The 19,825-nt window shown below is 72.4% G+C and carries 19 protein-coding genes and 1 pseudogene; 12 read left to right on the top strand and 8 right to left on the bottom strand.

Annotated elements, in window-relative coordinates; translation table 11 throughout:
• Positions 1-3: 3 nt before the first annotated feature.
• The 4 genes and pseudogenes from ACFV4P_RS07805 (at position 4) to ACFV4P_RS07790 (ending at position 3,651) form a co-directional block, all read left to right on the top strand.
• Positions 4-852 carry a M24 family metallopeptidase gene (locus ACFV4P_RS07805; RefSeq protein ID WP_380468424.1) on the top strand — a complete coding sequence of 283 codons (849 nt, stop codon included), beginning with the start codon at positions 4-6 and terminating at the stop codon, positions 850-852.
• Entirely contained in the window at positions 849-2,582 is a 1,734-nt protein-coding gene (locus tag ACFV4P_RS07800) for an SDR family oxidoreductase (protein ID WP_380468422.1), read from the top strand. The genes ACFV4P_RS07805 and ACFV4P_RS07800 overlap by 4 nt, the downstream gene beginning before the upstream one ends.
• Positions 2,583-2,712: 130 nt before the next feature.
• Positions 2,713-2,898: pseudogene (locus ACFV4P_RS07795) on the top strand (DUF3626 domain-containing protein); the annotation flags it as partial.
• Between the two features lie 117 nt (positions 2,899-3,015).
• On the top strand, positions 3,016-3,651 hold the full coding sequence (locus tag ACFV4P_RS07790; RefSeq protein WP_380468420.1) for a LysE family translocator: 636 nt from the start codon (positions 3,016-3,018) through the stop codon (positions 3,649-3,651).
• Between the two features lie 152 nt (positions 3,652-3,803).
• Here the strand turns inward: ACFV4P_RS07790 and ACFV4P_RS07785 are convergent, their stop codons facing one another.
• The gene (locus tag ACFV4P_RS07785) at positions 3,804-4,913 is read right to left on the bottom strand and encodes a helix-turn-helix transcriptional regulator (RefSeq protein WP_380468418.1); all 1,110 of its coding nucleotides are present in this window, start codon (positions 4,911-4,913) and stop codon (positions 3,804-3,806) included.
• 174 nt (positions 4,914-5,087) lie between these two features.
• Here ACFV4P_RS07785 and ACFV4P_RS07780 point away from each other — a divergent pair, with 174 nt between their 5' ends.
• Together ACFV4P_RS07780 and ACFV4P_RS07775 are read left to right on the top strand one after the other, a co-directional pair.
• Positions 5,088-5,960: a phosphotransferase family protein gene (locus ACFV4P_RS07780; protein WP_380468416.1), complete on the top strand. Its 873-nt coding sequence runs from the start codon at positions 5,088-5,090 to the stop codon at positions 5,958-5,960.
• 97 nt (positions 5,961-6,057) lie between these two features.
• Positions 6,058-6,723: an alpha/beta hydrolase gene (locus tag ACFV4P_RS07775; protein WP_380468414.1), complete on the top strand. Its 666-nt coding sequence runs from the start codon at positions 6,058-6,060 to the stop codon at positions 6,721-6,723.
• A 7-nt stretch (positions 6,724-6,730) separates the two neighbouring features.
• Here ACFV4P_RS07775 and ACFV4P_RS07770 read toward each other — a convergent pair whose 3' ends face one another.
• The 3 genes from ACFV4P_RS07770 to ACFV4P_RS07760 form a co-directional block, all read right to left on the bottom strand.
• Positions 6,731-7,081 carry a hypothetical protein gene (locus ACFV4P_RS07770; protein ID WP_380468413.1) on the bottom strand — a complete coding sequence of 117 codons (351 nt, stop codon included), beginning with the start codon at positions 7,079-7,081 and terminating at the stop codon, positions 6,731-6,733.
• Between the two features lie 102 nt (positions 7,082-7,183).
• Positions 7,184-7,390, bottom strand: coding sequence for a DUF397 domain-containing protein (locus ACFV4P_RS07765; protein ID WP_380468411.1), 207 nt, complete (start codon positions 7,388-7,390; stop codon positions 7,184-7,186).
• Positions 7,368-8,216, bottom strand: a complete 849-nt coding sequence (locus tag ACFV4P_RS07760) for a Scr1 family TA system antitoxin-like transcriptional regulator (RefSeq protein WP_380468409.1) — start codon at positions 8,214-8,216, stop codon at positions 7,368-7,370. The genes ACFV4P_RS07765 and ACFV4P_RS07760 overlap by 23 nt, the downstream gene beginning before the upstream one ends.
• 716 nt (positions 8,217-8,932) lie before the next feature.
• On the opposite strand from ACFV4P_RS07760, the gene ACFV4P_RS07755 reads away from it, so the two are divergent.
• From ACFV4P_RS07755 to ACFV4P_RS07745, 3 genes are all read left to right on the top strand, one after another.
• Positions 8,933-9,550, top strand: coding sequence for a hypothetical protein (locus tag ACFV4P_RS07755; RefSeq protein ID WP_380468407.1), 618 nt, complete (start codon positions 8,933-8,935; stop codon positions 9,548-9,550).
• A 160-nt stretch (positions 9,551-9,710) separates the two neighbouring features.
• The gene (locus tag ACFV4P_RS07750; protein ID WP_380468405.1) at positions 9,711-9,857 is read left to right on the top strand and encodes a hypothetical protein; all 147 of its coding nucleotides are present in this window, start codon (positions 9,711-9,713) and stop codon (positions 9,855-9,857) included.
• A gap of 43 nt (positions 9,858-9,900) precedes the next feature.
• Positions 9,901-10,647, top strand: coding sequence for a phosphotransferase family protein (locus tag ACFV4P_RS07745; protein WP_380468403.1), 747 nt, complete (start codon positions 9,901-9,903; stop codon positions 10,645-10,647).
• Positions 10,648-10,678: 31 nt separating this feature from the next.
• On the opposite strand, the gene ACFV4P_RS07740 is transcribed toward ACFV4P_RS07745, so the two are convergent.
• Positions 10,679-11,134 (bottom strand): MarR family winged helix-turn-helix transcriptional regulator, encoded by a 456-nt coding sequence (locus tag ACFV4P_RS07740; protein WP_380468402.1) that lies wholly within the window; start codon positions 11,132-11,134, stop codon positions 10,679-10,681.
• Between the two features lie 99 nt (positions 11,135-11,233).
• Between ACFV4P_RS07740 and ACFV4P_RS07735 the strand changes: the two genes are divergently transcribed.
• Entirely contained in the window at positions 11,234-12,157 is a 924-nt protein-coding gene (locus ACFV4P_RS07735; RefSeq protein ID WP_380468400.1) for a zinc-binding alcohol dehydrogenase family protein, read from the top strand.
• A gap of 131 nt (positions 12,158-12,288) precedes the next feature.
• Here the strand turns inward: ACFV4P_RS07735 and ACFV4P_RS07730 are convergent, their stop codons facing one another.
• The gene (locus ACFV4P_RS07730) at positions 12,289-12,987 is read right to left on the bottom strand and encodes a FadR/GntR family transcriptional regulator (protein ID WP_380468398.1); all 699 of its coding nucleotides are present in this window, start codon (positions 12,985-12,987) and stop codon (positions 12,289-12,291) included.
• 87 nt (positions 12,988-13,074) lie between these two features.
• On the opposite strand from ACFV4P_RS07730, the gene ACFV4P_RS07725 reads away from it, so the two are divergent.
• Complete coding sequence (locus tag ACFV4P_RS07725) at positions 13,075-13,908, top strand: sterol desaturase family protein (protein ID WP_380468396.1); 834 nt, start codon at positions 13,075-13,077, stop codon at positions 13,906-13,908.
• Positions 13,909-13,996: 88 nt separating this feature from the next.
• On the opposite strand, the gene ACFV4P_RS07720 is transcribed toward ACFV4P_RS07725, so the two are convergent.
• Together ACFV4P_RS07720 and ACFV4P_RS07715 are read right to left on the bottom strand one after the other, a co-directional pair.
• Positions 13,997-15,157, bottom strand: a complete 1,161-nt coding sequence (locus ACFV4P_RS07720; RefSeq protein ID WP_380468394.1) for a serine hydrolase domain-containing protein — start codon at positions 15,155-15,157, stop codon at positions 13,997-13,999.
• Between the two features lie 112 nt (positions 15,158-15,269).
• Positions 15,270-16,379: a serine hydrolase domain-containing protein gene (locus tag ACFV4P_RS07715; protein ID WP_380469123.1), complete on the bottom strand. Its 1,110-nt coding sequence runs from the start codon at positions 16,377-16,379 to the stop codon at positions 15,270-15,272.
• Positions 16,380-17,107: 728 nt separating this feature from the next.
• On the opposite strand from ACFV4P_RS07715, the gene ACFV4P_RS07710 reads away from it, so the two are divergent.
• Positions 17,108-19,792, top strand: a complete 2,685-nt coding sequence (locus ACFV4P_RS07710; protein WP_380468392.1) for an SdrD B-like domain-containing protein — start codon at positions 17,108-17,110, stop codon at positions 19,790-19,792.
• The last annotated feature ends 33 nt before the right edge of the window (positions 19,793-19,825 follow it).

Below are 19,825 nucleotides of genomic sequence, written 5' to 3'. Positions count from 1 at the left end.
ACCGTGGCCCAGCAGCAACTGCCCCGATTCCCTTTCGACGAACGGGACTTGGCGAAGTTCCGGGAGGTGCAGCAGCTGGCGTACCACTGCGCGGAGCAGGTCGCGGCGTGGATCGAGCCAGGTGTGACGGAGCGCCAGGCGACGGCGAAGCTGCGGCGCAGCCTGGTGCAGGCCGGTGTGCAGGACTTCTTCCACGTGCCGTTCGCCTGGTTCGGCGACCGCACCGCGTTCCGGCACTTCCACACCCCGCTGCAGTTCTTCGCGGGCTCGCGGGTGCTGAAGGAGGGCATGCCGTACGTGCTGGACTGCGCGCCGGTGGTGGACGGCTACACCGCCGACATCGGGTACGGCGGCAAGGTCGGGGAGAACCCGGTGTGGGACCTGCTCGCCCAGGACCTGCGCGTCTACCGGGAGTTGATCCTGCGCGAGGTGAAGGCGCGCAGGACGCTCGCCGAGGTGTACGCCGCGGTGGACGCGCAGATCGCCGAGCACGGCTACGACAACCGCCACCAGGTGTACCCGGGCCGGGTGATCGGCCACCAGGTGACCAGGACGACCGCCCGCGGACCGGCCGGCGTCAACCTGTTCGGCTTCGGCGTGCGCACCCTCCAGACGCTGGGCCGCGAGCTGGTCAAGGAACGCCTGGAGGGACGCTCCCCGCTGTGGGCCGGCGGCAGGGCGTCCCGGCACGCCCCGACGCCCGGACTGTGGGCCGTGGAACCGCACATCGGCTTCCGCGCGGTGGGCATCAAGTTCGAGGAACTCCTCGTGGTCACCGAGGAGGATGTGTACTGGCTCGACGACGACCTGCCGCACGTGCGGCGCTGGGCACTCCAGGAGGGCACCGTATGACCGGCCGCAGCACCGAGATCCGCCGCCGTACCGTCGACTCCGGCGGGCTGAAGCTCGCCGTGTACGAGCAGGGCGACCCGACGCACCCCACCGTGCTGCTGGTGCACGGCTACCCCGACGACCACAGCGTCTGGGACGACGTCGCGCACGACCTGGCCGCCGACCACCACGTCGTGCGGTACGACACCCGCGGCTCCGGCGCGTCCGGCGTGCCCGCCCGGCGCGAGGACTACCGGCTGGAACTGCTCGGCCAGGACCTGTTCGCCGTCGCCGACGCCGTCAGCCCCGACCGTCCCGTGCACGTCGTCGCCCACGACTGGGGCAGCGTGCAGTCCTGGGAGGCGATCACCACCCCCGGCTCGTACCGGCGGTTCGCCAGCTACACCAGCATGTCCGGGCCGTGCCTGGACCACATGGGCCACTGGATGCGGCACCGGCTGCGCCGCCCCACGCCCCGGCACGTCTCCCAACTGCTGCGCCAGGGGCTGCACTCCTGGTACATCGGCCTGTTCCACCTGCCCGTCCTCGCGCCCGCCGCGTGGAAGCTCGGCCTGGCCCGGCTGTGGCCCAAGGTGCTGAGCGACCTGGAGGCCGTCCGCCCCCGGCCCGGCCACCCGCAGCCCACCCTGGCCAAGGACGCCGTGCGCGGCATCGAGCTGTATCGGGCCAACATGCGCCCCTCGATCGCCAAGCCGCGCGAACGCCACACCGAGGTGCCCGTCCAGCTGATCACCCTGCAACGCGACCGCTACGTCTCGGAGTTCCTCTCCGAGGGCCTGGAGCAGTGGGCGCCCCGGCTGACCCGCCGCACCCTGAACGCGACGCACTGGTCGGCGCTGCTGGAGAAGGGCCCGGTGATCGCGGGCCTGGTCCGCGAGTTCGCCGCCCGCGACCACGGCTCGCCGCGCCAGGAACCGTCCGAGGGCGGCGAGTTGGTGGTCGTCACCGGCGGCGGCAGCGGCATCGGCCGGGCCACCGCACTGGCCTTCGCCGACCAGGGCGCCCGCGTCGTGGTCTGCGACCGCGACCTGCCCGCCGCACAGCGCACCGCCGAACTGTGCGCGCTGTCCGGCGTCAAGTCCGGCGCGTACCGGGTGGACGTCAGCGACGGCGCGGCCGTGCACGCGTTCGCCAAGCAGGTCGCCGCCGACTTCGGCGTCCCCGACGTGGTGGTCAACAACGCGGGCATCGGCCACTCCGGGACGTTCCTGGAGACCACCGAGGACGAGTGGCGGCGCGTCCTGGACGTCAACCTGTGGGGCGTCATCCACGGCTGCCGCGCCTTCGGGCAGCTGATGGTCGACCACGGCCAGGGCGGACAGATCGTCAACCTGGCCTCCGCCGCCGCCTACCTGCCGTCCAAGGTGCTTGCCGCGTACGCCACTTCGAAGTCCGCGGTGTTCATGCTGTCGGACTGCCTGCGGGCCGAACTCGCCCCGCACCGGATCGGCGTCTCCACCATCTGCCCCGGCATCGTCAACACCAACATCACCCGCACCACCACCTTCTCCGGCCTCGGCGAGGACGAGCAGGCCGCCCGGCAGGCCAAGGTGTCCAAGATGTACGCCCGCCGGGGCTTCCCGCCGGAGAAGGTCGCCGCCGAGATCGTCCGCGCCGTCCGCACCGGCAAGGCCGTCGTCCCCGTCACCGTCGAGGCCAAGGCCGCCAAACTGCTCGGGCGGATCAGCCCCGGACTGCTCCGCGCAGCGGCCCGGATCAACGCCGGGTGACGGCACAGTAGTTGAGGCGTGCGGCGCGGCCGGTGGCGAGAACCGGCTGCGCCGCAGGTCCGACGGCGCGAGACTGCGGCGCACGGACACCCCCGAAGCCCGCGCCCCGGCCCGTGCCCTGGCCCGCGCCCTGGCCCACGTCGCCGCCCGCAGCAGCGGCGACCCGCTGCCCGCCGGGATCGACATCACGCTCAACTTCCACCCCGACCGCGAGCTCGGCGGCGTGCCGATCCTGGAGTCGCTCGCCCGGGACGGCGTCTACCGCTCCCAGTTCTCCACCGGCACCAGCAACGGCGGCCTCACCGCCCGCGGCGGCGTGCTCGACCCCGCCGCCGTCGGGGACACCGTCCGCAGCGGACAGCACGACCCGCAGGAGCTGAAGAAGGTATGGCACTGCCTGGCCCGCTTCGGCCGTCCCGTAGACTGACAGCCCATGGATCTCACCGCCATGGCCGCCCCCCTCGCCTCGTTCGCACTGGTCGTGGGCCTGCTCACGCTCACCCCCGGCCTCGACACCGCCCTCATCCTGCGCACCGCCGCCCTCGGCGGACGCCGACAGGCCTGGGGCGTCGTCCTCGGCATCCAGACCGGCACCCTGCTCTGGGGCACCGCGTCCGCCGCCGGCCTCAGCGTGCTGCTCACCGCCTCCCGCGCCGCCTACGAGACGCTCCGCTGGGCCGGCGTCTGCTACCTGCTGTGGATGGGCGTCCAGATGCTCCGCAACCGCCACCAGGAGACCGACCTGGCCGCCGAGGAGACCGTCAACTCCGGTGGCTGGTGGGCAGGTTGGCGGCGCGGGACGCTCACCAACCTGCTCAACCCGAAAGTCGGCGTGTTCTACGTCGCCGTGCTGCCGCCGTTCATCCCCGCCGGCGAACCGCACCTGGCCGCCGGCGTGCTGCTCACCTCGGTGCACGTGGTCGAGGGCACCCTCTGGTCCGCCGTCCTGATCGCCTTCGCCCACACCCTGCGCAACTGGCTGCGCCGCCCCGCCGCACGGCGGGTGCTGGACCGGATCACCGGGACCGCCGTGATCGGCTTCGGGGCCAAGCTGGCCCTCACGGACTGACGGGGGGCCGGGGCCTCTGGCTGGGCACCCGGTACGGGGTCGGGCTCGGGCGCTGGCGCTGGCTGCGGCCCAGGTGCCCAGGCTCCGGCTCCGGATTCGGTTCGGGCTCAGGCTTCGGCCCGGGGCCCAGGGCTTCGGGCTCAGGCCCAGGTTCAGGTTCCGGTTACCGGCCCCGGTTCCGGCCTCGGCTCGGTCCCAGGTTCAGCCCCGGTTTCAGTTCCGGCCTCGGTACCGGCTTGGGCCTCGGGCTCCGGTCCCGGCGTCGGTTCAGGCCCGGGCCCGGGCTCCCGCTCCGGCTCAGGCCTCGGTGGTCTGACGGCGGCGGTGAGGCGGGCCGCAGTCTCGGCGACCGCTGCGCGCAGCTCCGCCCCGCCCAGCACCCGGAAGTCGAACGGGACGGCCGCCAGCCACTCCTGCGCGTACATTGCCGGATTGCGGGTGCTGCCGTGCAGCACGCAGCGTCCGTCCGACGCCTCCAGCCGGCCCATCGGGGCGCTGATCCACGGGGCGACCTCCTCCAGCGGGGCGTCGAACAGCACGTGCGTCGGATAGGTCCAGCCCGTGCCGAGATGGGCCTCCAGCAGGGCCACCGGGTCCAGGTCCGGCGGCATCCGGAACCCGGTCGTGGTCTCCTCGGCCGCCAGCACCCGGTCGATCCGGTAGGTGCGCACCGCGTCCGCCCGGTGCGAATGGCACAGCAGGTACCAGCGGGCCCGGCGCGCCACCACCGCCCACGGATCGACCTCCGCCCGCCACTCGTTGCCGGCCGGGGTCCGGTACGCGATCACTGTGCGCCGCCGCGCCGCCACCGCCTCCACCAGCGTGTTCACCACCCCCGGATCCGCGTACACCGCCCACGGGTCCGGCGCGGCCGCCGCGTGCTCGCGCAGCGCCGCCGCCTGCCGCCCGACCTCCTCCGGCAGCACCCGGACCACCTTGTCCAGCGCCGCCCCCACCGGATCACCCGGATCGCCGGCCGCCGGACGCCCGTCCAGCACCGCCATCACCAGACCCAGCGCCTCCGCCTGCGTGAACGCCACCGGCGCGAGCCGCGTCCCCCGCCGCAACCGGTACCCGCCGTGCGGGCCGCGCTCCGACTCCACCGGAACGCCCGCCTCCCGCAGGATCGCCACGTACCGGCGCGCCGCACGGTCCGTCACCCCGAGCCGCTCCGCCAACTCCTGGGACGTCGTCCCCGGCCGGGCCCGCAGGATCTCCAGCGCACGCAGCGCCCGGGCAGTGGGGCTCATCTCGGTCGACACCCCCGGCAGCCTAGTCCGCGGGCGCGGCGAGGCGCGTCTGACGGGCGCTCGCCACCGTGGGCGGCCAGTGTGGTCGGCTGGACGGCTCCCGGTGGTTCGGTGCTCGTCGGTGGTCTTCGGCCGGGGTCAGGGAATTGCGTGGCCCGGGCCCGGCCGGCGGTGCAGGATGGCCCGGTGATCGACTCCGAAGCGCCCGCAGCGGCGCTCGCCTGGGCCGGCGAGGCCGCGGGCGCCGCAGCCCCGGCCCGTACCGTGCGACGACTGACCGGCGGCGCGCATGCCGCCACCCACCTGCTGCGCACCCGGCAGCCCGAGCGGGACCTGGTCCTGCGACGGTTCCCGCCGGGCGACCGCGCGGCGGCGGCCGAGGCGCGGGTGCTGGCAGCCCTCGACGGACTGGACGGCCGGGCCCCGCGACTCGTCGACGTCGACGCCGACGGGCGCCGCTTCGGACGGCCGGCCGTCCTGATCACCCGCCTGCCCGGCCGCGCCGACATCACCCCCGCCCGCCCCGACCACGCGGCGGCCGAGCTCGGACGCGCTCTGGCCCGCCTGCACGCCGTCCCGCTCACCGGCCTCCGCGACGGCCTCCGCGACGGAATGGCGGCCGGCTCCGCCGCCACCGGTCCCGCCGCGCCGGTCCTCGCCGCCCACCTCCACCAACTCGCCTCCCAGCCAGCAGTGTTGACGCACTTCGACTACTGGTCCGGCAACGTCCTCTGGCAGGGCGGACACCTCACCGGCATCGTCGACTGGTCCGGCGCCGCGCGGGCGCCGCGCGGTTTCGACGTCAGCTGGTGCCGGCTCGACCTGGCGCTGCTCCACGGGCCGGACGTCGCCGACGCGTTCCTGGCGGCGTACCAGGGCGAGGCAGGGGAGGAGGTGCCGGACATGCTGCTGTGGGACCTGTTCGCGATCGCCAACTCCCATGCATCCGTCGAGAGTTGGCAGGCCAACTATCAGGACCTCGGGCGCACCGACCTGACCGGTGCCACGCTGCGCCGACGCCACACCGAGCGGACGGCGGACCTCCTCGCGCGCCGGTGATCCTTTTCCGAGGCCGTCGACAATCAGGAAGTAGATCGTCCTGAACCGCTCCTAGCCTTGGAGACGTACCCGCTTCTCCACCTCTCAGGAGCTCACTGTGGACATCCTGCTCATCGGCGGCCTCTGGCTGGACGGCACCGCCTGGAACGCCGTGACCCCGGCCCTGCGCGAACTCGGCCACCGCCCAGTCCCGTTGACACTGCCGGCCACGCCCTCCACCACCCTGGACGAGCAACTCGCCGCCGTCGTCGCCGCGGTGGACGCCGCCCCCGGCCCCGTCATGCTGGTCGCCCACTCCGCCGCCTGCACCCTCGGCTGGCTCGCCGCCGACGCCCGCCCCGACCGGATCGCCCCGCTCGTCCTGGTCGGCGGCTACCCGCAACAGGACGGCCACCCCTACGCCGACTTCTTCGAGATCCGCGACGGCGTCATGCCGTTCCCCGGCTGGGCCCCGTTCGAAGGCCGCGACAGCGCCGACCTCGACGAGACCCTGCGCAGCCGGATCGCCGCCGACGCCATCCCCGTCCCCGAACCCGTCGCCCGCGGCCTCGTCCACCTGACGGGCCCTCGCCGCCACGACGTCCCGGTCGCGATGATCTGCCCCGAGTTCGACCCCGACCAGGTCCGTGCCTGGGTCGCCGGAGGCCAGGCCCCCGAACTCGCCGCCGCCAAGCACGTCGAGTACCACGACTTCGACTCCGGCCACTGGCCCATGTTCACCAAGCCCGCCGAACTCGCCGCACTCCTCGCCACCCTCGCCTGACCCGCGCCTACAACCACCGCTCGGCGGCCTCCACGCTGTCGCTCACGCTCGTGTTGAACGCGATCGCCGCGCCCGGCGCATGCTGCCGCACGAGATTCACCACCTGCTCGAACAACGGCAACAACGCCTCGGCCTTCCGGATCCCACCCCCGACCACCACCACATCCCAGGCCTGCTTCGCCAACGCCTCGACGATCGCGCCCTCGGCCGACCCGTCCCACGTGACCAACACCGTGCCCGCGTCGATCCCGCGCTCCCCGAACCGCATCAACTCCCGCTCCAGGGCGGCACTGACGGCCTCCCCGTCCAGCCCGGGGACGGCGTGCGGATCGATACCCACAATCAGAACTGACGCCATGTCGGCAATGACGACCGGTGGGTGCTGCGGGTTCCTGCACCACGGAGAGGGCCCCCGCCGAATGCGGCGAGGGCCCTCAACTGCGTTCGGGAAACGCCGGATTCAGAGCCCGCCGAACGAGCCGGCCGCAGCAGCGGCGGCGAACGACGCCCAGGCGTCGTTCTTGAAGCGGAGCCGGGGACCGGCGGGGTCCTTCGAGTCGCGGACGGCGGTCGTCGCGGCGTCCGGGGCCGCAACCTCCACGCACTCGCCACCGTTGCCGCCGCTGTAGCTCGACTTGCGCCACTCAAGCGCTTCGGTGTTGTTCACTCGCGTGCTCCTCTGCCGACTTGTCGATGAGAGCCAGCGACGCCTCCGGCGAGAGGGCGTCCGCCCGAGCAAGATCGTAGGTCAGGCGGACCTTTCTCACGACCTCCGTGCTCTCGACCAGCACACCCGTGTGCGGTCCCTCGATATATGCCACGTCCGGACTGGCATCGGCAAACGTCATCAGCGTCAGCGCACCCTCAAGAGCGGCATGTGCGCCAGAGCTGACCTCCAACACCTGTACAACCGCTACCCTGGAGCGGATCAGCTCTGCCAGGTACCGGAGTTGACCGGCCATCACCGAATGCCCGCCGACCGGGCGGCGGATCGCCGCTTCGTCCAACAGCCACCACAACACCGGCCGTGTGGAACCCGTGAGCAGCTCCTGTCGGGACTTGCGCGCCTCGATCCTGCTCTCGACGACCGCGTCCGGTGCCAGGGGCATGGCGGTCCGAAACACCTCCCGCATGTAGTCCTCGGTCTGGCCCAGCCCGGGGATCAGGAAGCCGCCGTAGCTGAAGATCTCCGAGGCTTTGGGTTCAAGATCGGCGTACGTCCTGAAGTAGTCCGGGAACGGCCCCCTGGCCACGTGGGGCCACAGGCGACCGAAGCGCCCGCCGGTGGCCAGCGCTCCGTCGAGTCGTTCGGCGAACTCCTGCGTCGGTGAACGCTTCGCCGTCTCGATCTGGCCCACCAGTGAGCCGGTGTAGCCCAGGACTTCACCCAAGCTCTCCTGGCTCAGGCCGGCCGCTTCGCGAAGGTGGCGCAACTCGGAGCCGAACAGGGCCGCCATCGAGGCCGACGGGTCGAGGTCGCGTGGGTTCGGCATGGGCTCCCCCGTCTCACACCTGGGTTGTTGGACTGATCACCCTGGCGAGCGTAGCTCTCCGTGTCGATGCTGTTACCCGAACCCGGTGGGATTCCCCGCCTCGGGCGCAGCACTTTCGTGAGGTCCCTCGATGACATACCCCAGTTCCCAACCCCGGCTCACCATCAGCGTCTACAAGATCGGCCCCGATGGCACCCGCGCCCTCCGCTCGGTCACCTCGTCCGACGAACCGGTCGCACCCCCACGCTCGGCCCTGACCTGGCCCGCCTGTGCCTGCCCACGTTGCGGCGAGCCTGCGAAGTGACGTTTCCGGCTTCAGAGGCGCAGCTGCGTACGCCGGACAGGGGCAACCGGTGCCGTCAGGGGCGCGGCCCAGGGCGCAGGCAGGGCGGTGGTCGAGAGCGAGGAGGTCACGGGCTGGATCCACCCCGGGGTCCGGAAGGCCGTGAGCTTCGTCAAGTGGCTCTCCGACCCGACCACTTAGGGCGTCCGTCGGCAGGTCATCGGCTCTCCGGCGTTCGGTGCAGCGCCGGAGCTTGCCGGAGTTGTTCATATCCGCAGCCCGAGTCGAAGAGCCGCCGCCCACCGCCACCGAATCCCCGACTTCGGACGCTGGGCCGTCGTTGGCCCGCTGTTGGCCCGCCGCTCGCCTCCGGGTCCTACGGTGGGCTCTTCCCCGCTCGGGTCGGGGACGGGACGGGATCGGGGGTGCGCCGATGCAACGCAGGATTCGGACGGCCGGGGCCGCGCTGGCGGCGGCGTTGCTGGCGAGCGGCTGCACGGGGGCCGGGACGGGCGTCACCGCCGAGCCGGCCGCGAGCCCCGGGACGAGTGCGCCGATCGTCGAACCGCCGCCCGGCGAGGCCTCCGCACTGCCGCCGGCCACGTCGCCGACCCCGGCCGTCAGCGCGCCGCCACCCACTGCATCGGCGTCGACCCGCACGTTCGCGCCAACGCCGAGTACGCCGCCGCCAAGCGCACCACCGCCCTTCGCCGCACCGCACGTCTCCGCGATCCGGGTCGACGGACCCTGCGGGCTGAACGGCCACACCTACGAGGCCGACTTCGTCATCACCCTGGCGGGCGGCCAAGGGTGGCAGATCAAGCCGCAGTCCGGCCAGCGGGTACGCCCGGACGGGACCTCGCTGGTCTACCGCTACGGCGTGTTGATGCTGAACTGGCCGCCGCCGCCCGAGTCGCTGATCGACGGCAAGGTCCGGGTGGGCTATCCGCTGGGCGACGACGGCATGCAGGTGATCGCCCTCGCAGACGGGTCGGTGCACGGCGTCGTCGTCCCCGCCGACCTCCGGGCCACGATCGATTGCACACCGTAGGTCCGCCGAACCGCCCGACGGTGCATCAGAACCAACCAAGAATGCGACGCTCCGACTCCCGGGCTGCGGAGGGCAGTTCCTGCTCGATGCCGCCCGGCTGAGGGCCGCACTCCCCGCCGCCGAGCAGGCACTCGTCCTCGACCCGCCGCGCCGGGCCCGGGTGGCCGCCCGGATTCGGCTGTGGCTGGACGAGATGGCGGACGACCCGGAGCGCGACATCGACGAGCTGATCGACGGTCCGCTCCGCGTCCTACGGCACGCGGCCCGCACGGGAGTTGGTGCGGCGGGTCTGGCCCTCTGGTGCTGAGGATGCCGGACAGGAGCAACCGCCGTCGGGATACTGGGCGTTCATGGATGAGATACAGGTCGTCGTGGCCCACTCCGAGCGTGCGACGCTGCGCGTCGGCGACGTGTTCCTGAAGGTGGACGCCGACCGGGCGCGGATCGACACCGAGGTGCGGGCGATGGCCCTGGTGCCGGTTCCGACGCCTGAAGTGCTGTGGCGCAAGCCGCCCGTGCTCGCGATCGCCGCGATCCCGGGGACGACGCTGGGCAGCCTCGGCGGGCCGGCGACCGGGTCGCCGGCCGCGTGGGCCGCGGCGGGGGCCGCCATCCGGGCACTGCACGACGCTCCGCTCCCGGCCTGGCAGGGGCGGGCGGGCCGGAGCGTCGCCGTACTGGCGGCGGAACTCGACGGTGAGTGCGAGCTGCTGGTGGCGAACGGCATCCTGCCCACCGACCTCGTCACCCGCAACCGCCGGGTCGCCGAGGCCGCGTTCCGCCCCTGGACGCCCGCGTTCACCCACGGCGACCTCCAGATCGCGCACGTCTTCCTGGAGGGCACCGAGGTCACCGGCATCATCGACTGGTCCGAGGCCGGCCAGGGCGACCCCCTGTACGACCTCGCCACCTTCACCCTCGGACACGAGGACCACCTCGACGACCTCCTCGCCGGCTACGGCACCGCCGTCGACCTCGACGTGATCCGAGGATGGTGGTCCCTGCGCAGCCTGCTCGTGGTCCGCTGGCTCGCCGAACACGGCTTCGACCCCTTCGCCCCGGGCTGCGAGGTCGACGTCCTGCGCGCCCGGATGTGACGCTGCGCCCGCCACGGCCGAAGCCCGGTGCTCAGTCCTGGACGAGGCGGGTCAGCAGGGCGAGCAGGGTTCGGCGTTCGGCCGGGGTGAGGGGGGCGAGGAGCTGTTCGTTGGCCCGGTCGGCGAGGTGGGCGCAGGTGTGGAGGAGGCGGCGGCCGGGCGGGGTGGCGGTGACGGCGTTCTTGCGGCGGTCGCGGGGGTCGGGTTCGCGGAGGAGGAGACCCTCGCGTTCGAGGTGGTTGACGAGCAGGACGACGTCCTTCGGGTCGAACCCCAGGCGGCGGACCAGGTCCGCCTGGGCGAGCGGGCCCTCGTCGGCGACGGTGGCCAGGACCGCGTAGTGCTGGAGCTTCAGGCCGTGGGCGGCGATCGCCTCGGAGACCAGGCTGCGCCCGCGTGCGGCGACACGGCCGGCGAGCCAGCTGGGGAGGGACTGGAGGTGGGCGAGGGATCCGGGCGGCGGACTGTCGTTCTGCTGCGGGCTCATGGCGCGAGGGTAGCGGAAACCGTTGGACATCCCAATGAATGACTCGGTAGCCTGTGGATCGTTGGGGCTCCCAACGAATCCGACCCCTGGAGGTGTGCGTTGCGTCGCGTTCGGTACGAGAAGAACGGCGGCCCCGAGGTCCTGTTCGTCGAGGAAGCGCCCGTTCCGGAGCCTGGCCCCGGCGAACTGCTCGTGCGGTGCGAGGCGATCGGCGTCACGCTGCCCGTCGTCCGCAAGGTCCGCGAGGGCAAGGAACCGGCGCCGCTCGGCGGCGAGGTGGCCGGGACGGTCGTCGCCCTCGGCCCTGGCGTGAGCGGCTTCGCCGTCGGGGACCTCGTCACCGGGCTCGCCTTCGTCGACGGCTACGCGGAGTTGACGCTGCTGCACCAGGCGATGACCTCCCACGTCCCGGCGGGCGCGACCGCCGTCGACGCGGTGGCGCTGGTCCGCAGCGGACTCGTCGCGCGCGGCGCCTACCGGGCCGGGCGCGTCGAGCGGGGCGAATCGGTGCTGGTCACGGCCGCCGCCAGTGCGGTCGGCGGGCTCGCGTTGCAGTACGCCAGGCACGGCGGGGCCTCGCGCGTGGTCGCGGCGGTGAGCGACGCCGGGAAAGCGGACCACGTTCGTGGTCTCGGGGCCGATGAGGTGGTCGTGTACGGCGACGCTTCCTGGGGCGAGCCGGTCGATGTCGTCCTGGACGGCGTCGGCGGCGAGTTGCTCGGCCCGGCCGTGCGCGCGCTGGCCGACGGAGGGCGGCTGGTGGCCTTCAGCTCCGGCGGCGGGTCGGTCGACGCGTTCGAGCTGCTGGTCCGCAGCGCCTCGGTGATCGGCTTCCAGATGGCAGCCGTCGCACGCAACCAGCCCGAGCAGTACGCCCGTTGGCGGGACGAACAGTGGGAACTGTTCGCGGCCGGCACGCTGCGCACCTCCGTGCACACGACGATCCCGCTCGCCGAAGCCGCCCGCGCACACCAGCTGATCGAGGAGCGAGCGAACCTCGGCAAGGTGGTGCTGATCCCCTGAGCCCCTGAGCCGCTCAGCGGGCCCGGGTACGGGCCTTCAGCTTCGCCCGGACCCTGCGGCAGGCGGCGTTGCCTGCGGCGACGGTGACGGAGAGGCGTTTGAGCTTGCGGCTGACCCGTTCGCGGCCAGCGTCACATCGAACGAACGGCCGCAATCGACGAGTTGAGCAGCCGGCTCGCCGCCTCGCGCGCCGCAGGCCCCTCGGCGCGGGCGATCGCGTGGGCCAGTTCCTCCAGTTCGGCCGCTCGGCGGGACTCGTCTCGGAGGGCGGTCATGAAGTGCTTGGCGGCCGGGGAGTCGCCGATTGCTTCGAGGCCGGCCAGCAGGGTGTTGAGGGCGAGGCGGTACGGGAGGCTGTTGGTGCCGGTGACGACGGCGGTCCAGTAGGCGGCGCTGGTGGCGGCGAGTTCGGCGTCGGGCATGGCGGCGTTCGGCAGCAGGTCGAGCAGTTGTGTGCCGACGGACGGGGAGCGTTCGGCGCAGAGGCGGGCGGCGTCGGCGCCGATGCAGGCGCGGAGTTCGAGGACGCCGACGGTGGCCTCGTCGTTCAACGCGCCCCGGGCGGTGACCAGTTCGGGGAGCAGGTCGAGCCCGGCATGGTCGGCGACGGGCAGGACGCGGGTGGCGCCGCCCTGGTTGACCTCGACGAGCTTGCCCTGTTGCAGGCGCTTGATGGCCTCGCGGACGGCGTGGCGGTTGGCGCCGAAGGTCTCGGCGAGTTCGCGTTCGGACGGGAGGGTGCCGGTGAGCGTGCCGTCGAGGATCGCGTCCATCAGTTGACGGTGGATCTGGCCGGAGAGCGGCATGGGGCCCACGGGTCGGAGGTTCACGCGGTCAGCATATCCGGGCGTGTCCGAGGGACGGGCTACTGCGTTACTCATTGTCTGGTTGGACCAGTAACCCTATGCTCCCGGCTCATGGACCTCGCATCGCTCGTACTCTGGCTCTCCGCCCCCGTCTTCCTCCTCGGCATGCTCGTGGAACTGTTCGTGCTGCGCCGACGGCGGCTGCCCTCCTACGACAGGCGCGACTCGCTGCTGAACATCGCGACCGCCGTCGGCAACCAACTGGTGGCCGCGCCATGGGCGTTGGTCGAGGCCGTGGTGCTGCTGCGGCTGCACTCGGCGGTTCCGTGGGAGCTCACCGGATGGCCGGCCTGGGTCGCGGGGATGGTCGCCGTCGACTTCGCGTACTACTGGTTCCACCGTGCGCACCACGAGATACGGGTGCTCTGGGCGGTGCACGTGGTGCACCACAGCAGCGAGCAGTACAACCTCTCGGTCGCTCTGCGGCAGCCGTTCCTGCTGGCCGTCACCGCACTGCCGTTCCTGCTCCCGGTCGTGCTGGTCGGCGTCCGCCCGGAGGTGCTGACGGCCTGCTTCGCGATCAACCTGGTCTACCAGTTCTTCATCCACACCGAGCTGGTCGACAAGCTGTGGGCGCCCGCCGAGTTCGTCCTCAACACGCCGAGCCACCACCGCGCCCACCACGGCTCGCAGGGCCAGTACCTCGACAAGAACTACGGCGGCATCCTGATCGTCTGGGACCGGCTCTTCGGCACCTTCGAACCCGAGGGCGAGCGCGTCCGCTACGGCCTCACCAAGAACATCGGCACGTACAACATCCTGCGCGTCCAGACCCACGAACTCGCCGCGATCGCCCGCGACGTGCTCGCCGCCCGCACCTGGTCCGACCGGCTCGGACACGTACTGCGCGGCCCCGGCTGGGCACCGAAGGCGGTCGCGGACTGACGGACGTCCAGAGCGGCGCGGAGACGGCGCGGACGGGCAGCCCGCCCCCGCCGGTCGGGCCCGGCGCAAGGCCGAGCGGCGGCGGGCGTCAGCGGCAGAGGGCCGCGTCGACCGCGTCGGTCAGGTGGGTGGCGGTGGGTTCGTCCGGGACCATGGTGAGAGTGATGCTGACGGTGCGGCCGTCCTCGGTGGCGCCGTTCCGGGAGCGGTAGCCCGGGGTGGTGCCGCCGTGGCCCCAGGTGAGACCGCCGCAGCTCAGCGGCCGACTCTGGATGCCCAGGCCGTAGCGGACTCCGGGGCCCAGGTACTCGGCCGGGACGGTGGTGCGCATCTCGGCGAGCTGGGCGGCGGGCAGCAGACGACCCGCCAGGAGCGCGCCGTAGAAGGTGGCGAGGTCGGTGTTGGTGGAGACGACGGCTCCCGCGGACCAGGCCATCGACGAGTCCATGTCGGTGTAGTCGACCAGCGGCGCGTCCGGGCCGCTGTACAGGTAGCCGTGCGGGTGGGGCTCGCGGAGGGCGGTCTCCCCGGTGGCCGGGACGTAGGTGTGGCGCAGGCCGAGCCGGTCGATGACGCGCTTGGTGAGCTCCTCGCCGTAGGGGCGGCCGGTGACCTTCTGGATGATCAGGCCGGCCACCAGGTAGTTGGTGTTGTTGTATTCCCACTGGGTGCCGGGCGCGAAGTGCGCCTTCTGGGCCAGTGCCCCGTCGAGGAGTTCGCGCGGCTCGAACCAGCGGTACTGGATGGTGGTGAAGTCGACCATCGCGGGGGCGTTCATGTACTCGGGCAGGCCGCTGGTGTGCTGGAGCAGCTGACGGACCGTGATGTTCCGGCCGTCGATGCCGTCGCCGCGCAGCAGACCCGGCAGGTAGGTGTCCACGTCGGTGTCCAGGCCGATCCTGCCCTCGGCGACCAGTTGCAGGACGACGACGGCGGTGAACGTCTTGGTGTTGCTGCCGGCCCGGATCTGCCCGTCCGTCGGGACTTTGGCCTTGGTGGCCAGGTCGCCGACACCGGCGGTGTAGGTGCGGCTGCGGCCGTCGCGGTCCTTGACGGTGGCGAGGGCGGCGGGCACCCCCTCCTTCACCAGCGCGTCGAGGCGCTGCTGCACGACGTCCGGGCGCGGTGCGGCGGAGGCCGCGGTCGGGGCGAGGGCGCTCAGCGCGAGCCCGGCGGCGACCGTGGCCGTGGTGGCGTACCGCAGCGTGCGGGGGCGGTGTGCCGTGCGCTGCGGGGTGTGCTCGTTCATCCGGACTCCATGAAGACAGAAGAAGACAGAAGAAGACAGAAAGGGAGAGATGTGGGGCGGTGCGAACCGGGTGGCCGGCGCCGAGGACCGGCGCGGGCCACCCGGGGGACGGTCAGCGGCAGAGCGCCGCGTCCACCGCCTGCTCCTCGTGCTGGACGGTGTCGTCCTTGCCCGGGAACGCGGTCACCGAGATGCTCACGGAACGGCCGTCGTCGGTGGTGCCGCCGGAGGTCTCGTAGCCCGGGATCGCCCCGCCGTGCCCCCAGGCGACCCCGCCGCAGGAGAGCGGGCGGCTGATCAGACCGAGGCCGTAGCCGACCCCGGCGCCGAGCGCGTCGGCGGGGACGGTGGCGCGCATCTGGGCGAGTTGGGCGGCGGGCAGCAGCCGACCGCCGAGCAGCGCCTCGTAGAACCGGGTGAGATCGGTGTTGGTCGAGATCATCGCGCCGGCCGCCCAGCCCCAGGACGGGTCCAGCTCCGTGTAGTCGCGCAGCGACCCGTCCGCGGCCAGCAGGTAGCCCTTGGGGTGGGCCTCGGGGATCGTCATGTCCCCGGGGAGGGGGAAGGAGGTGTGGCGCAGGCCGATCCGCTCGATGACGCGCTTGGTGATCTCCTCGCCGATCGGGCGTCCGGTGACCTTCTGGACGATCAGGCCCGCCAGCAGGTAGTTGGTGTTGCTGTACTCCCACCGGGCGCCGGGCGCGAACCGGGCCTTCCGGGCCAGCGCGGCGTCGAGGAGTTCGCGCGGTTCGGTGTACCGCTTGGAGTCCCCGAGGACGCCGGCCGGGTTCATGTAGTCGGGCAGGCCGCTGGTCTGCTGGAGCAGCTGGCGGACCGTGATGTTCCGGCCGTCGATGCCGTCGCCGCGCACCAGGCCGGGCAGATAGGCGTCCACGTCGGCGTCCAGGCCGATCCTGCCCTCGGCGACCAGTTGCAGGACGACGACGGCGGTGAACGTCTTGGTGTTGCTGCCGATCCGTATCTGCCCGTCCGTCGGGACCTTGGCCTTGGTGGTCGCGTCGCCGACCCCGGCGGTGTAGGTGCGGCTGCGGCCGTCGCGGTCCTTGACGGTGGCGAGGGCGGCGGGCACGCCGTCCTGCTTCACCAACGCGTCGAGGCGCTGCTGCACGACATCCGGCCGCGGCCCGGCGGAGGCCGTGGTGGACGGAGCCAGGACGCCGGCCACCACGGCGGCGGCCACGGCGGTCACGGTCGCCGCCACCCTGCGCCGGCGAGCGCGGAGGCGGTTCGGACGGTGCTGCTGCGGTGCGTGTTCGTTCACGGGAAATCCCCTTTGGACAGGGCGCCGGAGCTCTTCCCGACGCCCTCCAAGCGGACCATGTGACGGACCGTCAATCCGTCCGCGCAGAGGACGAGACCGCACCCGGGAACGTGCTCCGGGTCGGGGCCCGGCCCGGGACCGTGCTCCCAGGGCCCTGCCGCTCGCGGTCCGCTCCCACGTGGCGTCAGCGGGAATGTCTCAAAGTCGACTTGGCGGCAATGGTGCACTTTGACAGCGGAGCGACCCGGCCGTAATGATCTGCGGTCGTACTCACGCGCCTTCCCGGGTATGCGCGGGCGGGGATTTTCGGCCGCGCGCCGGGCGCGCGGAAATCGGGGGAGGAGCGCGGCGGGGGTGGCGTGCGCCCTGGTCGGAACGGCGGGGCGGGGGAAGGGTCCACCCGTCGAGGTGGCCGGAAAGCGCACGTCCGCGGGGTGTCGGGCGGCGAGATGTGGGGCGCGCGGCCGGACTTTCGGGGCGCGGGGAGCGCACGGAACTGATCGATCGTGCTTCCTGACGAAACGTCAATTTGCTTAATCGGTAAGCAGGACGTGTCTATTCCGCTTACTATTCGGCCAAACGAGGAGCGCGCGGGACCGAATCGGTGAACTTGCTGCGGGGGTCCGGCGTGCCTTCCTGACGACGAGACCTGACGACGAGAGCAGGGCATGACCCAGACAGAGCAGGAAACCCGAGCGCCCGCGCCCGGCGCGGGCCGGCGGCGGGTGGCCGAACGGGCCGCCGCCGTGGTCGCGGCCCTCGCCGCCGCCACCGCTGTCGCCGCACCCTCCGCCTCGCCGGCCGCCGCCGACGGCTCGGTGACGGTGCGGGTGGTCCGCGCCGTGGACGAGAGCGGGACGTACACCCCGGCGCTGGAGCCGGGCCTGGCCGGCGTGACGGTCACGCTGACCGGCGAGGACGGTGCGGTGCGCACCGGTGTCACGGCCGCCGACGGCACGGTGACACTGTCGCCCGCCAAGGCGACCGCCAGCGGCAAGTACCGGGTGGAGGTGGTCAATCCGAAGCCGGGCGTGCTGTATCCGGCGTTCGCCTCCCGCGAGGGCCTGGCCGGTGCGCCGGACAGGCTCAGCAGCAACGAGGAGTTCGTCGACCTGTCGGCGGGCAAGCAGGCCACCCTCACCACCGGCCTGTGGAACCCGTCCGACTACTGCCAGAAGAACGCGCCGCTGGCCACCGCCTGCCAGTCGGCGTCCCTCGACCCGGCGAGCGGGCGCACCCTGCTGACCTTCCCGTACGAGTCGCGCGGCGTGAACAAGGACGTCACCAACGTCTCCACCAACGGTGACACCGGCAACGTCTTCGGCATCGCCTGGAACCGCGACGACCGGCGGCTGTTCAGCTCCGCCCAGGCCAAGCGCGCCACCGTGTACGGCCCCGGCGGCCCGGGCGCGATCTACGTCACCGACCCGGCCGCGAAGACCACCAAGCTGTTCACCACCGTCCCCAACGCCGGCAGCACCGCGCACGCCGGCAACGCCCAGGACGACGCCTTCGTCGCCCCGGTCGGCAAGGAGAGCCTCGGCGGGCTGAAGCTCTCCGAGGACGGCCGCGACCTGTACGTGGTCAACCTCAACGACCGCAAGCTGTACCGCTACGACGCCACGGCGGCCACCGTCGAGAAGCCGAAGGCCGTCTACACCATTCCGACGCCCGACTGCCCGTCGGCGGACGACTGGCGGCCGTTCGGCCTCGGCATGCAGGACGGCGTCGGCTACGTCGGCGGCGTCTGCTCCGGCGAGTCCACCCAGAAGATCGGCGACCTGCGGGCGATCGTGCTGCCCTTCGACCCGGCCACCGGGACGTTCGACGCGGCCGTCCTCAACCAGCCGCTCGACTACCACGGCACCCCGCCCGGGAACGCGTGCGGCGGCTACTTCTGGTACCCGTGGCAGGACACCGTTCCGATGGCGAACGGGCAGGTCTGCGGCCTCAATCCGGAGCCCGAGCTCGGCGAGATCGGCTTCGAGACCGACGGCTCGATGCTGCTGTCGTTCCGCGACCGGTACGCCGACCAGGCCGCCGCCGCCCCGCCCGAGGGCCCGCTGCCGAACGGCTTCGTCTACGTGCTCGCCTCCGCCGACCTCAACAAGGCCTGCAAGTCCGGCGACAGCTTCGTGATGGACGTCAACCTCGGCTGCGGGATCACCACCAAGGGCAAGGGCTTCTTCGACCTGAACCGTCCCGCCCCGGTCGGCCACCCGTACGCGTCGTTCGCGGGCATGGCGCTGTCCAAGGTCGAGAACTCCATCGCCACCTCCGGCTACGACGTCTCCAACAACATCGTCACCGCCGGCACCATGTTCACCCTGCGCTCCGGCGGCATCGACCCGGGCTTCGGCAACGAACTGTCCAACGGCACGTCCCGCTTCGGCAAGGGCGCGTCGATGGCCGACCTCGAAGTGCTCTGCGACAAGGCGCCGCTGCAGATCGGCAACCGGGTCTGGTACGACCCGGAGCGCTCCGGTCTCCAACTGCCGCAGCAGAAGCCGGTGGCGGGCGCGACCGTCAACCTGTACGACGGCGACGGCAAGAAGGTCGGCACGGCGAAGACCACCGCGCGCGGCGAGTACTACTTCGACGACAGCAACGTCACCGGCGGGCTGAAGCCGAAGACCGCGTACACCGTCCGCCTCGACAGCCCGGCGGACTACGCCAAGGGCGGCCCGCTGTACCACTGGGTCCCGACCAAGGACAACGTCGGCTCCAACCGGGCGATCGACTCCGACGGCACCGTCCCCAAGGGCGGAAAGTACGTCGAACGCGCCCTGACCACCGGCGGCCCCGGCCAGAACGACCACACCTTCGACTTCGGCTTCATGCAGCAGCAGGGCGAACTGCGCCTGGTCAAGAACGACCAGGACGGCAAGGCGCTGCCCGGAGCCGTGTTCCAGCTGTGGCGCGAGACCAACGGCGCCGACGGGCTCCAGACCGACGGCGAAAAGCCGGACACCAAGGTCGGCGACCCGTGCACCACCGGCGACGACGGCACCTGCCGCACCGTCACCGACAAGGGCACGTACTACTGGCAGGAGGTCACCCCGCCCAAGGGCTACCAGACCCCGGAACAGCCGGTCCTCGGACCGGTCGTCCTCGACGACGACCACCTGGAGGACGGCGTCAGCACCACGGCCGTCAACAAGCTGATCCCCCCGGCCCCGAGCACCCCGGCCCCGACGCCGGCGCCCACCCAGACGCCGTCGGCGCCCTCGGGCGGCCTGGCCTACACCGGCATGGACGACACCACCCTCACGTACGCCCTGGTCGGCGGCGCGATCCTGGTGACGGCCGGCGCCGGACTGCTGATCGCCGTCCGCAAGCGCCGCGCGCACTGACGCGAGGTCCGCAAGCGCCGCGCGCACTGACGC

The organism is Kitasatospora sp. NPDC059795 (assembly GCF_042732175.1).
Classification (GTDB): Bacteria; Actinomycetota; Actinomycetes; order Streptomycetales; family Streptomycetaceae; genus Kitasatospora.
This window is presented reverse-complemented; position numbering and strand designations above follow the sequence as displayed.